The organism is Marinomonas sp. FW-1 (genome assembly GCF_005222245.1).
Lineage (GTDB): Bacteria > Pseudomonadota > Gammaproteobacteria > Pseudomonadales > Marinomonadaceae > Marinomonas > Marinomonas alcarazii.
Genome location: NZ_CP025987.1, coordinates 828,284 through 843,477 on the forward strand (window position 1 = coordinate 828,284; position 15,194 = coordinate 843,477).

A 15,194-nucleotide genomic window follows, 5' to 3' on the forward strand; every position below is an offset into this window, starting at 1 on the left:
AAGAAAAGAATATGATGTGATATTTGTCTCTGAGGCATACAAAAACGCTGTTTTTGTATGATTATTCATCACTTTTTTGTTCCATCTATAGCTCAAAGTAATTAAGCATCGTACTATAATGCAGTTAGATCAATGAGGTTTTTAGGGTCTGGTGCTTCTATATAGAATTAATGAACCGCTTAATTTGACTGTGGTAAGGCATAATGCATGCATAATATTAATGAATTGATCGATAATGTTAGACACAATGAAGAGATAGCACGCAAATTTTTTGAAATTGAGCGTTGTATTCTTTCGATTGGTCGCTGTGATCAGTTTGTTTCGACTCTTACTAAAGAAGTGCAAAAACAATTCAATGTTCCTTATGTTTGGGTGAATTTAATCAACGAGGCTCCTTTGTCTCATTTGATTGAAAGCTTGGAAAAAATGCCTGATCTACGCGATAGGGTGTTATTTACAAGACGCCGTTCAATGATTGATATCATTAAATCTAGCAATAAAACAGTTTTGGTTAATACCAATCTAAGCCGCTGTTGGGAGATTATCCCAGCGGTTTACCGAGATATCATTTCGTCCGTTGCTATTTCGCCTTTAACGATTGATGGTGAGCTTGTGGGTTTATTTTGTCAGGCTGATTCGGACAGTACTCGCTACGATGCCACTACAAAAGACACTTTCTTACTTGATCAGTTGGCCATCAAAATTTCCATTTGCCTTAGCAATGTGACAGCAAGAGAAAAGCTTGAATATTTGGCGACTCGAGATCCCTTGACTGGTTTGTTAAACCGCCGACAATTAGAGTTAATGTTAGACCGCGAATTCGCTCGCTCTAAGATGCAGGAGCGTGATTTAACGGTGGTTTTTATTGACTGCGATGCTTTCAAATCGATTAATGACACATTAGGCCATAACTGTGGTGATGAGGTGTTGGAATACATCGCCAAGCGGCTATTAAAATATGTACACAAGCAAGGGTTGGCATTTCGGTTTGCTGGTGACGAATTTGTTTTCGTTATGCCGGGTAAAAGCTATGAGCAGGCCATTCTCATCGCTGAATCTATTCAGGAATATCTACAATCTAATCCATTAAGGTACAAATCTAACCTTGTACCTATTACTATTAGCTACGGTGGTGCTAGTGTGTCATCTGACAGACCAAGTAACTATAAACATCTGTTGAAGATCGCAGATGAGCGTCTCTATGATTATAAAAATAACCGTAAAAGATTAGTGCCTACAAAGGTGTTCAAGTTTTTAAACAGGCTGAGATAAAATGTAATTTTATTACATTTTAGCCTTTGTTTTTTCAGGGTTGCGGTATTTTTCACCTCATTTTTGTTGTAAAATTTCAAGAAAATTAAATAGGGTTCGTTTATGTCCCATGCTTTAATCGCCGATCTCGGCGGAACTAATGCACGCTTTGCCTTGGTTCCCATTCATCAGTATGAGCCTCTAGAAGTAAGAGTGCTTCCCTGTGAAAATTATGAAACCTTTTTTGATGCTGCTGCCGATTACATTGAAAATTGCAGTGTCGGAATGGATGATATTGACGCTGTAGTGCTAGCGATTGCAGGTCCTGTAAATCAGCCGGTGATTAGGTTCTCTAATAATCCATGGCAGTTTACTCGTAGCGAAGTAGAGTCGTATTTTGGTGACAATAAAGCGGTTGCTTTGTTGAATGATTTTGATGCTGTTGGTCACTGCCTAGAAATCTTGACTCCTCAGGATTTGGTGGTGGTTGGCGAACGATCTGAAGTAGATCCCAAAGGCGCTTGTTGGGTGGTTGGGGCTGGGACCGGTCTTGGTGTCGCCTGTGTTGTTCCGCAAGATCATGGCCCAAATATTGTTTTGCCAGGCGAAGGTGGTCATGTTGATTTGTCTGCTTGTAATGACGTCGAGGATAATATTTTAAAGTTTCTTCGTACTCGTCATCATAGAGTTTCTGCTGAACGAGTCCTATCTGGCATGGGGTTGGAAAATATTTACGAAGCGTTGGCCTTGCAACAAGGTATTAAAAAGCGTTTAACTGCACCTGAAATAGGTGACGCGTTGAAATTGGGTAATGATCCGATAGCGACAGCGACCTTGGATCAGTTTTTTGTCTTTTTAGGACGAGTGATTGGCGATTTGGTGTTGTCGGTTGAATCCCGCGGAGGGGTTTATATTGCCGGTGGTATTGTGCCTCGTTATCTAAAAGAAATTCTGAAAAGTAGCTTTCGTGACGCGATGCAGGATAAAGGTCGTATGAAAGATTTCGTGTCACCGATTCCTACGTTTGTTGTGATGTCTGAATACCCAGGGCTGATGGGCTGCGCATGTTATGCATCTCATCTAGTATCGAAAGCCTAGATTTAGTTGGAGAGTAAAGAATGAAGGCCAGTTTAAAAGCCTGTGATGTTGTAATTTTTGGTGGCGGTGGTGATCTTGCGATGCGTAAGTTATTACCGGCTTTATACCATTTAGATATGGATGGTTTGCTTGCTCCAACAACACGAATTATTGGTGCTTCTCGACGAGAAGTGACTACGGAAGATTATCAAGCAAAAATTCGAACGGCACTTGATGAGTTTGTACCTTCTAGCATTGGCGACAGCAAAACATGGGAACGTTTTAAAAAGCGTTTGAGTTATGTCTCGGTTGATGCGCAGCAGGAATCGGATTTTGTTCGTTTGAATGACCATCAAGTCGGAGGCGATGATCGTGATGTTGTTTTCTATCTTGCGACTTCCCCTGATTTATTTGGTTCTATTTGTTCATCATTAGCGGCGCATGGTTTAAATGCTGAACGCATGCGTGTGGTATTAGAGAAACCACTAGGCCGTGACCTTGTTTCTTCTCGTGCTATAAATGATGAGGTAATGAAAAACTTTACGGAACAGCAAGCGTTTCGTATCGACCATTACTTAGGTAAAGAGACAGTACAAAACTTGTTGGCGATCCGTTTTGGTAACACACTTTTCGAACCTCTATGGGACAGTGCGCATATAGATAATGTGCAGATTACTGTATCCGAAACAGTCGGAGTGGAAGGTCGCTGGGGGTATTATGATAATGCCGGCGCTATGCGTGATATGGTGCAAAACCATTTGATTCAGCTGCTTTGCTTGGTGGCGATGGAGCCACCGGGTCGCATGGATGCCGATTCAGTACGAGATGAAAAAATTAAAGTACTAAAAGCTTTGCGTCCAATTGCTGGTGCTAATGCTTATACCAAAACTGTCCGTGGCCAGTATGCAAAAGGCATGATCAAAGGCAAGGAAGTGAAAGGTTACTTTGATGAAGAGGGTAGTAACCCGAATTCAAGAACGGAAACCTTTGTGGCTTTGCGTGCCGATATTGATAACTGGCGTTGGGCTGGCGTACCTTTCTATTTAAGAACAGGTAAGCGCCTTGGTCAGCGTTATTCTGAAATTGTGATTCAGTTTAAGGCAGTCCCTCATAGTATTTTTAGTGACGAGAGTAACCGTCAACTACAGCGTAATCAGTTGATCATTCGTCTTCAGCCAGAAGAAAAAATCTCGTTGACTGTGATGAATAAGGTACCTGGCGCAAGTGAGGGTATGAACCTTCAGCCTGTTGATTTGAACTTGAGTTTGACAGAAGCCTTCAATGACAAACGTAGTCCAGAAGCGTATGAACGACTATTGCTTGATGTAATGCGTAACGATGCTACTTTGTTTATGCGCTACGATGAAGTGGAAGCGGCTTGGAAATGGGTCGATGGTATTATGTCTGCATGGAGTCAAACTAGTGAGCGTCCAAAAGAGTATGCTTCTGGTTCATGGGGGCCGGCTGCATCTATGGCTCTGCCTATTAAAGATGGCCGTAATTGGCACGATTATTAAGTTTTAAAGAAAGGAAAATTTCAATGACCACTTCTTATACTGCCGAGCAGGTAATGACTGCAACTCCTGTTGTGCCTGTTATTGTTGTTGATGACGTAGAACAAGCTGTTGCATTAGGTAAAGCACTTGTTGCAGGTGGAGTGCCTGTTTTAGAAGTTACTTTGCGTACACCTGCAGCCTTGGAAGCCATTGCGGCGCTTCGTAAAGAAGTTCCAGAGGCGATTGTCGGTGCGGGAACCGTGTGTTCTCGTGAGCAATATGTTCAGGCAATCGAGGCTGGCTCTCAGTTTATTATTAGCCCTGGGATGACTGCGGATTTATTGGCTGTTGGTAAAGAATATGATGTTCCTTATTTACCTGCTGTCGCAACCATCTCGGATATATTGTTGGGGATGGAATACGGTTATGACCGTTTCAAATTTTTCCCAGCAGAGGTGAATGGTGGTGTTAAAGCTCTGAAAGCGTTCGGAGGTCCCTTGCCGCAAATTAAATTCTGCCCAACAGGTGGTATTGGTGCGAATAATTTCCGCGAGTACTTGGCTCTGCCTAACGTACTTTGTGTTGGCGGATCTTGGATTGTGCCTATGGATTTGGTTCGTGCTGGAAAGTGGGATGAAATTACAGAGCTGGCAAAATCTGTAAGCCAGTAATTTACTGCTTTTCATTTTATCTTGAGTCAATTAAAAAGGGAAAGAGCATTTGCTCTTTCCCTTTTTTAGTCGCTGTTGTTCCGTTATTTAGAGGTTTTCTTCTGCAAATTCAGCAAGTCGACTGCGTTCAATCCCATTGACGTGCATGATGCTGGAGTATTTGAAAGATTTCGTTTTTTCAACCAAGTAGGTTAAACCTGATGTAAGTGGGGTGATGTACTTGTTGTCTATCTGAGCCAAGTTGCCTAAGACAATAATTTTTGAGTTGCTACCAACCCTTGTGACAATAGATTTAAGCTGGAATTGTGTTAATCCTTGAGCTTCATCAATAATAATCAGAGCGTTGTTGAAAGATCGACCTCTCATAAAGTTCAGTGATTTGAACTGAATATTAGCCTTTTGTTTTACATAGTCAATGCTACTAAAAGAATGCTCGTCAGCGCCATGAAGTATTTCTAGGTTGTCATCGAATGCCGCTAACCAAGGTGCCATTTTTTCTTCTTCAGTACCTGGTAGAAAGCCGATGTCCTCAGCCATTGGTGGTGTTGATCTTGCCACAATGATCTTATTGAAGCGTTTTTCCTCCATGGTGACTTGTAGGCCATAAGCTAAGGCCAGTAGGGTTTTCCCTGAGCCTGCTGGGCCTGTCATTACCATTAAATCGGAGTTGTCATGGCGTAGTAAGTAAAACGCCATAGCTTGCTCTAGATTGCGTGGATGGATGCCCCAAAAGTTTTGATTCATCAAATGCTGTTTGTTTACATCAAGCAAATAGACAAATTCTTGATCGAGGTTTACCACAAAGCCAATAAAGTCCTCATCATCAATAACGAACATATTGATATAGAGGTTAGGGAGTCGGCTTTTATTGATTACATGGACTGTGTGACGGCCGTGAGCTTCCGTTTTGACACTATCAATAGTCGACCAAAAGCTTCCGGTAAATTGAATGTAGCCTTTGGTCATTAAGTCCAGATCATCTAAAACACGATCTTTGCGGTAGTCTTCTACTCGTTCTAGGCCAGAGCCTTTTGCTTTTATGCGCATATTAATGTCTTTGGTGACTAAGCAAACCGAAGAACGCGGATGCGTTGCTTGTAAGCTTAAGCCAACATTAATAATTCGATTATCGTTTGCGTGATCATGGTTTCCGTTTAGGAAAGGGATGTTGTCGGTTAGTGTAATTTGCTGATCGGGGTAGATTGCTAAAGAGCCTTCATTGCGGGCGTTCTCGTTTTTGTCTATGTCGTTGCTAACGACGCGGATTGGAACGCCAGCTTGCAATTCGCGAGGGGAGGCGTCACCTACTATTTTATCTATCGTATTGATGGCTACCCGTGCCTCGCGACTGACGTCTTTGTCTCTTCTGTCTTTAATAACGTCCAGTTCTTCAAGAACCGTCATTGGAATAACAACCTTGTGTTCAGCAAAAGCATAAATTGCCAAGGGGTCGTGCAATAGCACGTTGGTGTCAAGAACGTAGATTTTTTCCATAGAGTATTACTCCTACAAAGAACATGAAGTTTTCTTTTGAAAGGGCGCATAAACGTACAAAACAATGGGGCTTGGTATTTTTTGTGGTGCTGAGTTTTTTATTGGAGGTAAATTTTAGGGTATTGAAAATCTGAACAGAGATGCTTTCTGTTGGTGGGAATAGGGTGATGTTATGGTCTGGATTATGGTTTTGTAGCAAGCTATACCTCACTGTATTTATCCATACTCTAATCTGAGTGTATGACAGTTTGGTTGCGTATGCTTGTTCTAATTGGTTTTTTTTACATTTTTTGGTTATAAAAAAACCGCTGTTTATGGCAGCGGTTTTTTTTATAGTCGATCATATTACTCGTCTAAGAAGCTTCTTAGATGCTCTGAACGGCTAGGGTGACGTAGTTTACGCAATGCTTTGGCTTCGATTTGACGAATACGTTCACGAGTAACGTCAAACTGTTTACCAACTTCTTCTAGAGTGTGGTCAGTATTCATATCGATACCGAAGCGCATACGTAGAACTTTGGCTTCGCGGGCGGTTAGGCCAGCAAGTACCATTGTTGTTGATTCACGCAAGCCTTCAATGGTGGCAATATCAATTGGAGATTCAGCACCGTCGTCTTCAATGAAGTCGCCTAGGTGTGAATCTTCATCATCACCAATAGGGGTTTCCATCGAAATAGGCTCTTTAGCAATTTTCAGAACCTTACGAATCTTGTCTTCTGGCATATCCATTCGAGCTGCTAGCTCTTCAGGTGTCGCCTCACGACCCATTTCCTGAAGCATTTGACGAGAGATACGATTAAGTTTGTTAATCGTTTCAATCATATGCACAGGGATACGTATAGTGCGTGCCTGATCCGCAATTGAGCGAGTAATTGCCTGACGAATCCACCATGTAGCGTAAGTTGAGAACTTGTAGCCACGACGATATTCAAATTTATCAACCGCTTTCATTAGGCCGATGTTACCTTCTTGAATAAGATCCAAGAACTGTAGGCCACGGTTAGTGTATTTTTTCGCTATAGAGATAACCAAACGTAAGTTGGCTTCAACCATTTCTTTTTTCGCACGGCGAGCGCGAGTCTCACCGATAGAAATACGACGGTTGATTTCTTTAAGCTCAGCAATGGTTAAGCCTGTTTCTTTCGTCACTGCACGAAGTTTACGTTGGCTGCGCATAAACTCAGCTTCGTTTTCTTCTAAGGTTGCAGCGTAATCCGCGCCCGTTGCAATTTGTTCTTGAAGCCAATCAGGATTGGTTTCATTGCTTGGGAAGCGTTTCAAAAATTCTGTTCTTGGCATGCCGGCTTTACGCACGCACACTTGCATGATTAGGCGTTCTTGTTCACGAACTTTTTCCATGCGAGAGCGAACACGATCAATCAAATCGTCAAACAGTTTTGGAACCAGTTTGATCGGCGCGAAGCTGATGCTCAATTCTTCTTGCTTGCTTTTTACAGCTGGATCTTGTCGATCTTTCGTTTCTAGCAAGATTTTCAGCTCTTCGTAAATGCGTGAAATATCGTTGAAGCGCAGTGCCGTTTCTTCTGGGTCTGGACCGTTATCGGTTTCTTCTTCGCTGGTTTCGGTGTCATCATCATCGTCGTCACTGTCAACCGAATCTTCTTCGATAGCAGGCTCGTCCGCTAAGGTCTCTTCGAAAACAGGCTCTTCGCCATCGCCATCGATAAAGCCACTGAATATGTCGCTTAAACGGCCTTCTTCTTCTTGCACTTTTGAGTAAGCATCAAGCAATACGTCTACTGCGCCAGGGAAGTACGAAATGGCCGCCATGACTTCACGAGTACCTTCTTCGATACGTTTTGCAATGGCGATTTCGCCTGCGCGAGTCAGTAGCTCAACGGTTCCCATTTCGCGCATGTACATACGCACTGGATCTGTTGTTCGGGTGATATCACCTTCTACGGCCGCTAACGCAGCAGCAGCTTCTTCAGCCGCGGCTTCGTCTGTGGCATCACCTTCTTCCATAAGAAGGTTATCTTTATCAGGAGCAACTTCAGAAACCGTGATGCCCATGTCGTTGATCATGGCAATAATTTCTTCTACTTGCTCCGGGTCTGAAAGGTCATCAGGTAGATGGTCGTTAACTTCTGAGAAAGTTAGGTAACCTTGTTCTTTACCTTTGGAGATCAGCTCTTTGAGACGTGACTGTTGAGTGTCTGGCATTCGACAACCTATCGTTAGAAATTCATTTGGGAGTTTAGCAAGCCGCGGATTATAACAAAATCAATCACTTTTATCCACCAAATCCTTAGATTTTTGAATGAAAAGTAAGCAACATTTAAGATTTTTTTTGCCTAATTAGATCCATCAAATTTCGCAGTTCTTGCTGACTGTTAATATCCTTTATGGATTCATTTCCCTTGTTTTTCAACCGTGCAATGCTGCTATTTAATCCAAGATTTTTTTCTAGCGTTAGAATCATATCAAGCACTTCTTGCTGTGCGTTGGTGATTTTTTGCTTTGTTATGGCGTCTTTGTGGTTCAATAATGCGTAAATAGAAGAAAGGGTGAAAGAATCTGTTATCTCGCTTAAAAGATTTCCGGTGTTTTTTGTTGGATTTTTGGTGAAAAAACGCCAAATTTTACAAAAAACTTGTAGCTCTTCGCTTGCTTGGTTGATCAGTGGCTCTGGTATATCAATTTCTTTGGCTATGTGTGGGTGCAGCAAAAGACACAGTGTGGCTTGTTTAATTTGACTTAAGCTAGGCGCTGCTGGCGGTAAGGCGGGTTCGTCATTATAAAACTTACCTTTAGAGAAAGGCTTTTTACCAAATGGCTTTTTGAATGAGCTTTGAGCTTTCTGCTGGGTGGCCGGAATGGCGTGATCTGTGTACTGGTAATCATCATAGTTACTATGGGATGGTTCATAGTCGTAATGACTTAAATCTGGAAGATCGTCACTGTAGTTTTGAGTAGGCTGAGTATGGCCTTGTTGTGGCGTCTCGTTGGATTCTGTTGAAATGTGCTGACGTCGAGCTTTAAAAACAGTGTTGCTTAATGTTTCGCTGTCGATGCCAGACTGTTCACTTAATTGGCGAATCAACACAGACCGAAAGGTTAGCTCTTTCGGAATCTCTCTAATCATCTCCATAGCGTTGCGAGCAAATTGAGCTTCGCCTTCCTCGTCGCCCAAGGTGACTTGATTCCGTGCGTGTTCAAACAGTACATGGGAGAGAGAAGAGGCGTCTTCTAAGCGATGATTGAACGCTTCTTTGCCTTCCTTTCTGACGAGAGAGTCTGGATCTTCCCCTTCGGGCAAGAATAAGAATCGTACTTGCTTTTCATCTTGCATCACTGGAAGCGAAGCTTCTAAGCCTCGAATTGCAGCGGCACGACCCGCTTTGTCGCCATCAAAACAAAGTACGACTTTGCTGACCAGTTTAAACAGTTTACGTATGTGCTGACTGTTGACGGATGTGCCAAGCGTTGCAACTGCATTGGTTATGCCGTGTTGCGCTAATACAATCACGTCCATGTAACCTTCGACGACCAGAATTTGGTCGAGTACAGGCGTATTCTGTTTTGCTTCAAATAAGCCATAGAGTTCTTGGCTTTTTTGGAAAACGGGCGTTTCTGGGGAGTTTAAGTATTTGGGTTTTTCATCGCCAAAAGCTCGTCCACCAAAGGCGATGACTCTGCCTCGCGAATCACGAATAGGAAAAATGATCCGATCTCGAAAGCGATCGTAATAGTGACCTGGTTGGTCTTTTTTCTCTATCAGCATGCCGCCAAGTAGAAGTTGTTCTTGGCTTTCGGCGCGGGTGCCGACTTTTTTAAGTAGGTTGTCCCAGCCTGGTGGAGCATATCCTAGGCCAAAGACTTTGGCTATTTGGCCTGATAAGCCACGATCTTTTGATAAATAATCGGTGGCTTTTTTCTTGTCTGGGTGTTGTGTTAATTGCTGTTGATAGAATTGCGAGCTTTCAGAAAGTCGTTTGAGTAATTCTGCGTTTTGCTCGTACCTGTCTGGTGCGCCTTGTTCTCTGGGTACTTCCATTCCAGCGTCTTTGGCAAGCGCTTCAATGGCTTCAACAAAGTCTAAATGATCATGCTCCATGACAAATGAAATAGCGTTACCGCCAGCACCACAACCAAAGCAGTAATAGAACTGTTTGTTTGGATTTAAGCTGAAAGAGGGGCTTTTTTCATTATGGAAAGGGCATAGGGCGCTGTAGTTTTGCCCTGTTTTTTTTAGGCTGATGCGAGACGCAACCACATCGGTTAGATCGGTTCGAGCTAACAGTTCATCAATAAACTGATCAGGAATACGTCCCGCCATTGTATTAGCCTAGTTGTGCTTTAACTTGTTTGCTGATTTGTGCCATGTCGGCACGGCCTTGTACTTGTGGTTTCACAATGGCCATAACTGCGCCCATTTGTTGCATAGAGCTAGCGCCAGTTTCGGCAATCGCCGCTTTGACGATCTCACCGACTTCTTCGTCAGTCAATGGTGTTGGTAAAAATTCACTAATGATGACCATCTCTTCCTTTTCTACGGTAGCTAGATCTTCACGGCCACCGTCAATGAATTGTTGGTAAGAGTCTTTACGCTGTTTGTTCATTTTATCAAGAACGGCCAACACGCGCGCGTCATCTAGTTCAATGCGTTCATCAACTTCGATTTTCTTGCATTCAGATAAAATGGTGCGAATCACGGTTACGCGTTGTTTTTCTTTAGCGCGCATAGCGGCCTTTAGGGTGTCTGAGATGTGCTTTTTTAAATCTGACATGTTGTCCTCTTTATGAATTATAAGCAAAAAAAACGGCTAGTTGATTAACTAGCCGTTCTTTTATAAACCTATTTGCTAAAAGCATATAGGCAAACATTTGTTTTTAGCAAAGTGCCAAACGGCAGATTGGCCTAGTACAAACGTTGGAATTTCTTCTGCTCACGAGAAACTTTCTTAGCGTGACGTTTTACAGCAGCTGCTGCAGCACGTTTGCGAAGAGTTGTTGGTTTTTCGTAGCATTCACGACGACGAACTTCAGCCAAAACACCTGCTTTTTCACAAGAGCGTTTGAAGCGACGTAGAGCGATGTCAAATGGTTCGTTATCTTTTACTTTTACAGCTGGCATGTTATTACCTTCAATAATATTTTTTTAAAGTTTAAGTATTCACAAAAACGGCGTGAATCATACCCGTATTTACTGGGCTTTCAAAGCGCGCTTTTGTTGAACAGAGTGTGATTCAGTATGAATCGATTTTTCTGAGCCAAAGGCTCAACCCTGAACAGACTATTGTCGCGTCTGTAACGGTATTCATTTTTTAAGAGGGTGTTTGGGTCGCCATTTAACTGATATAAGAAGTCTTTACTTCAGTACGTCAGAATCTATGTGCCAAACTAGAAAAATCACCTGCCTTTTAATTTAAACATTTAAAACGCGCGCATTATAATGCTTTTGTTCCTCTGTGTCTAATTTCATTTAGCCTGCGTGTTAAGTAGTGACGCTTAACTCTGCAATGGATGGCACAGATAAGGTACAATGCGCTCAAATTATTGAAGAGATTATTCTGATGAAAGTATTGGGATTAGAAACCTCTTGTGACGAGACTGGTATCGCTATTTACGATACCGAAAACGGATTGTTAGCTCACAAGATTTATTCTCAAATTGCACAGCATGCTGAGTACGGTGGCGTCGTGCCTGAATTGGCGTCTCGTGATCATGTTCGTAAAACCTTGCCGCTGATTGATGAAGTGTTGCAAGAAGCGGGAATGAAAAAGTCGGAATTGGACGCGATAGCCTACACCAGTGGTCCTGGGTTAGTTGGCGCCTTGATGGCTGGGGCAACGATTGGGCGTTCTCTGGCGTATGCTTTAGGGATTCCTGCTTTGGGTGTTCATCATATGGAAGGCCACCTTCTTGCTCCTATGTTAGAAGAGTCTCAACCTAAAATGCCTTTTGTTGCTTTGCTGGTTTCTGGTGGTCACACACAGTTAGTGCGAGTGGATGGTATTGGTGAGTATCGTTTGTTAGGTCAATCCCTTGATGATGCGGCTGGTGAGGCTTTTGATAAAGCCGCTAAGATGATCGGATTACCTTACCCTGGTGGGCCACAAATAGCCGCATTAGCAAAACAGGGTGATCCTAAATCAGGGTTGAAATTTCCTCGCCCGATGACGGATCGCCCTGGTTTGGACTTCAGTTTTAGTGGTTTAAAAACCGCATTTTTAACAGCGGTTCATGATGCCTTAGATAACGAGTGTTGTGATGAGCAGTTTAAAGCGAATGCGGCTTTGGCATTTGAAACGGCGGTCGTGGATACTTTGGTTATTAAGTGTCGTCGAGCTTTGGAAGCGGAAGGGCTGAAACAGTTGATTATTGCTGGTGGCGTGAGTGCCAACCAGCGTTTGCGTGAGCAGCTTGAAACCCAGCTTAAAAAGATAAAGGCGAATGTCTTTTATGCGCGCCCAGAGTTTTGTACGGATAACGGCGCCATGATTGCCTATGCTGGTGCTCAGCGTTTGTTGAATGGTCAGTCCTCAGAGTTAAGTCTGTCGATACGTGCGCGTTGGCCTCTATCCGAATTACCTCCTTTGAAGGGATAAAAAATGCAAGATTTGGTGTTCATTGAAGGTCTTAAGGCTCAAGCAGTCATTGGTGTTTATGACTGGGAAAAAAAGATCCAACAAGATTTGGTGTTTGATTTGGAAATGGAGCACGACAATCGTGTTCCTGCTGAAACAGACGATTTGGCTAAAACGTTAGATTACGAAGCGATTTCTAATTACATTTTGACTTTCTGTGCAGAGCGTCAATTTGAATTGATTGAAACCTTGGCTGAGCATTTGGTTGGTGAGTTGATTGGGCAGTTTAAGTTAAATGCTGTCACATTAACTTTGCGTAAGCCGGGCGCTGTACCTGCAGCTAAGGCTGTTGGCGTGAAGATTCACCGTAAGTCTGCTGTTACTTACTAGTTACTCTGTTTCAGCGGACAAATGGGGATAGGGTTTTATCGAGCGCATCCGCACGGGCTTGTTTTAGTGCTTGCCCAAGCTCTGCACCACTTAAGCCTAGCTTCATTAGGCTTGCTGCATTAATTGCTGCGATAGTAGTGCGTAGCAATTGCCAGTCCTGTGGTTTGCTATTGGTTAACAAGCTTAGAACCTCAATCAGTAAAACAAATGGTTGAGGTTTTTTTATGGCATTAACGGAGGTTAACCAGTTTTCCCATGCGACAGAGTCCATAGGGATGCGTTGGTTTTCTAAAAAAGCGCGAGTTTGCTCGGCAAGAACCTTAAATTGGTTAGGGCAGCGAATGCGTTGATGCAGTTGGGTTAACGTCTCAAGAGGGGTGTCTTTGCAGAGAATAGCCCAACGCTGAGCAGGTGTGAGTGTGACTTGCTGTAAGATATCGACGAGAGACTGGTTGTTTTTCCATACGAGTTCTGGAAAGAGTTTGTCGAGCGCGTTCGCGTCCTTTAATACCGAAAAGAACACATTGGAATCTTGAGTATTTAACGCTTTTTCCAATTCTTTCCAGATGCGTTCAGCGCTTAAGGTAGAAAGTTCTCCGGACGCGCTTATTGTTTGCATCAATAGCATGGTTTCTGGGGCGATGGTGAAGCCAAAGTGATGAAAACGAGCGGCAAATCGGGCGACCCTTAATACTCTGAGTGGATCTTCAATGAAGGCATTTGATACATGGCGAAGCACTCTATCATGTAAGTCTTTTTGCCCATTAAATGGATCGATTAGTGTGCCATTTTCATCTTGCGCAATGGCATTGATGGTCAGGTCTCTGCGTTCTAAATCTTCTTCCAGGCTGATATCCGGCGAAAAGTCACAAATGAACCCAGTGTAACCTTCGCCTTGTTTTTTCTCTTTACGGGCAAGGGCGTATTCCTCTTTATTCTTAGGGTGTAAAAAAACAGGGAACTGCTTGCCAACTTGCTGAAAGCCTTGCTGTTCAAGTTGCTCTGGAATGGCGCCTGTAACAACCCAATCGTGATCGATTACGGGTAGCTCTAATAAAGCATCGCGAACGGCGCCACCAACGAGATAAACTTGATAAGGTTGTGACATTATTGATTAATTACCTGATTCACACTGATCTGGAAACATGGCGCTCCATTGACTAAAGCCACCATTCAATGAGTAAACTTCTTTGAAGCCTTGTGAGGCTAGATATTCTGCGGCACCTTTACTGCTGTTGCCATGATAGCAGCAGACAATAATGGGTTGTGCTTTGTCTGTGTTGTCGATGAAATCTTGTACGTTGTCGTTGCTTAGGCTTTTTGCATTTGCAATGCGGCTGGTTTGGAAGCTAGCCAAATCACGGATATCTACGATGGTTGCATTGTTTTCAATGATTGGGAGGGCGTCTGAAATATCGATACAAGTGTAAGTCATGATTTCTTCCGGTTGATGTTACAAGGTGTGCTAAAGCGTTGCATATCTTCAAGGCGTAAAGCCGTTAAACTTCCACCCCAGACGCAACCAGTGTCTAAAGCATGGATGCGACTTTTTTGGGTTTCCCCTTCTAATGCAGCCCAATGCCCAAAGACAATATGACAACCTTCAGGTAACTTTGTGGGGTAGTTGAACCAAGGAGCATAGCCTTTAGAGGCTGTGTCTACACCTTCTTTGGATTTTAAGTCGAGTCTACTGTTTTCATCGCAAAAACGCATGCGAGTAAGGTAGTTAGTAATCGCTCGAAGTCGATCTAATCCAGATAATTTATCTTTCCATAGATCTGGTTTATTACCATACATGGTCGCAAAATATTCATCAACAGTGTCTGATTGAAGCGTATTTTCGACTTCTTTGGACAAGGCGATCGTTTCTGCTAAATCCCAGCATGGGGGGATGCCCGCGTGGGTCATCACCGTATTAAGCTCAGCGTCGTAATGGCACAGTGGTTGGTGGCGCAGCCAATCCATTAATTCATCTCTGTCCCTAGCCGTTAGAATTTCCATTAATGTGTCGCCACGCTTTAATTTGCCATGGCCAAACGAAACAGCAAGCAAATGTAAGTCGTGATTACCTAAAACCACAGTGGCGTTATCGCCCAATGATTTAATAAAACGTAATGTTTCTAGTGACTCGTGACCTCGGTTTATTAGATCTCCCGCAAACCACAGCTTGTCTTGCTCTGGGGAATAATTGATTTGTTCTAATAACTGTACTAATGGGGTCAGACAACCTTGTAAGTCCCCAATTGCGTAAGTTGCCATAGGGA

The 15,194-nt window shown here is 43.1% G+C and carries 14 protein-coding genes; 6 read left to right on the forward strand and 8 right to left on the reverse strand.

Annotated features, from left to right (window positions below):
- Positions 1 to 207: 207 nt before the first annotated feature.
- The 4 genes from C1X04_RS03825 (at position 208) to C1X04_RS03840 (ending at position 4,495) form a co-directional block, all read left to right on the forward strand.
- Entirely contained in the window at positions 208 to 1,272 is a 1,065-nt protein-coding gene (locus tag C1X04_RS03825) for a diguanylate cyclase (RefSeq protein WP_110575229.1), read from the forward strand.
- 102 nt (positions 1,273 to 1,374) lie between these two features.
- Complete coding sequence (gene glk, locus C1X04_RS03830) at positions 1,375 to 2,349, forward strand: glucokinase (protein ID WP_110575231.1); 975 nt, start codon at positions 1,375 to 1,377, stop codon at positions 2,347 to 2,349.
- A gap of 20 nt (positions 2,350 to 2,369) precedes the next feature.
- Positions 2,370 to 3,845: a glucose-6-phosphate dehydrogenase gene (gene zwf, locus C1X04_RS03835; RefSeq protein ID WP_110575233.1), complete on the forward strand. Its 1,476-nt coding sequence runs from the start codon at positions 2,370 to 2,372 to the stop codon at positions 3,843 to 3,845.
- A gap of 23 nt (positions 3,846 to 3,868) precedes the next feature.
- Positions 3,869 to 4,495: a bifunctional 4-hydroxy-2-oxoglutarate aldolase/2-dehydro-3-deoxy-phosphogluconate aldolase gene (locus tag C1X04_RS03840; protein WP_110575235.1), complete on the forward strand. Its 627-nt coding sequence runs from the start codon at positions 3,869 to 3,871 to the stop codon at positions 4,493 to 4,495.
- Positions 4,496 to 4,582: 87 nt separating this feature from the next.
- Here C1X04_RS03840 and C1X04_RS03845 read toward each other — a convergent pair whose 3' ends face one another.
- The 5 genes from C1X04_RS03845 to rpsU all read right to left on the reverse strand — a co-directional run bounded on the left by C1X04_RS03845 (position 4,583) and on the right by rpsU (position 11,087).
- Complete coding sequence (locus C1X04_RS03845) at positions 4,583 to 5,989, reverse strand: PhoH family protein (protein ID WP_110575237.1); 1,407 nt, start codon at positions 5,987 to 5,989, stop codon at positions 4,583 to 4,585.
- A gap of 345 nt (positions 5,990 to 6,334) precedes the next feature.
- Positions 6,335 to 8,173 (reverse strand): RNA polymerase sigma factor RpoD, encoded by a 1,839-nt coding sequence (rpoD, locus tag C1X04_RS03850; RefSeq protein WP_110575245.1) that lies wholly within the window; start codon positions 8,171 to 8,173, stop codon positions 6,335 to 6,337.
- A gap of 115 nt (positions 8,174 to 8,288) precedes the next feature.
- On the reverse strand, positions 8,289 to 10,289 hold the full coding sequence (gene dnaG / locus C1X04_RS03855) for a DNA primase (protein WP_110575247.1): 2,001 nt from the start codon (positions 10,287 to 10,289) through the stop codon (positions 8,289 to 8,291).
- Positions 10,290 to 10,293: 4 nt separating this feature from the next.
- Positions 10,294 to 10,740: a GatB/YqeY domain-containing protein gene (locus C1X04_RS03860; RefSeq protein WP_110575249.1), complete on the reverse strand. Its 447-nt coding sequence runs from the start codon at positions 10,738 to 10,740 to the stop codon at positions 10,294 to 10,296.
- A gap of 131 nt (positions 10,741 to 10,871) precedes the next feature.
- Positions 10,872 to 11,087, reverse strand: coding sequence for a 30S ribosomal protein S21 (rpsU, locus tag C1X04_RS03865; RefSeq protein WP_009835737.1), 216 nt, complete (start codon positions 11,085 to 11,087; stop codon positions 10,872 to 10,874).
- 439 nt (positions 11,088 to 11,526) lie between these two features.
- Here rpsU and tsaD point away from each other — a divergent pair, with 439 nt between their 5' ends.
- Both tsaD and folB read left to right on the forward strand, forming a co-directional pair.
- Complete coding sequence (tsaD, locus tag C1X04_RS03870) at positions 11,527 to 12,561, forward strand: tRNA (adenosine(37)-N6)-threonylcarbamoyltransferase complex transferase subunit TsaD (RefSeq protein WP_110575658.1); 1,035 nt, start codon at positions 11,527 to 11,529, stop codon at positions 12,559 to 12,561.
- A 3-nt stretch (positions 12,562 to 12,564) separates the two neighbouring features.
- Positions 12,565 to 12,930, forward strand: a complete 366-nt coding sequence (gene folB, locus C1X04_RS03875; RefSeq protein WP_110575251.1) for a dihydroneopterin aldolase — start codon at positions 12,565 to 12,567, stop codon at positions 12,928 to 12,930.
- Positions 12,931 to 12,940: 10 nt separating this feature from the next.
- Here folB and C1X04_RS03880 read toward each other — a convergent pair whose 3' ends face one another.
- The 3 genes from C1X04_RS03880 to C1X04_RS03890 are packed head-to-tail and all read right to left on the reverse strand — an operon-like array spanning position 12,941 to position 15,189.
- Positions 12,941 to 14,038 (reverse strand): tRNA nucleotidyltransferase, encoded by a 1,098-nt coding sequence (locus tag C1X04_RS03880; RefSeq protein WP_137169222.1) that lies wholly within the window; start codon positions 14,036 to 14,038, stop codon positions 12,941 to 12,943.
- A 6-nt stretch (positions 14,039 to 14,044) separates the two neighbouring features.
- Positions 14,045 to 14,365, reverse strand: coding sequence for a thiosulfate sulfurtransferase GlpE (glpE, locus tag C1X04_RS03885; protein WP_137169223.1), 321 nt, complete (start codon positions 14,363 to 14,365; stop codon positions 14,045 to 14,047).
- Positions 14,362 to 15,189 (reverse strand): symmetrical bis(5'-nucleosyl)-tetraphosphatase, encoded by an 828-nt coding sequence (locus C1X04_RS03890; RefSeq protein ID WP_110575257.1) that lies wholly within the window; start codon positions 15,187 to 15,189, stop codon positions 14,362 to 14,364. Before C1X04_RS03890 ends, glpE begins: the two co-directional genes overlap by 4 nt.
- Positions 15,190 to 15,194: the final 5 nt, after the last annotated feature.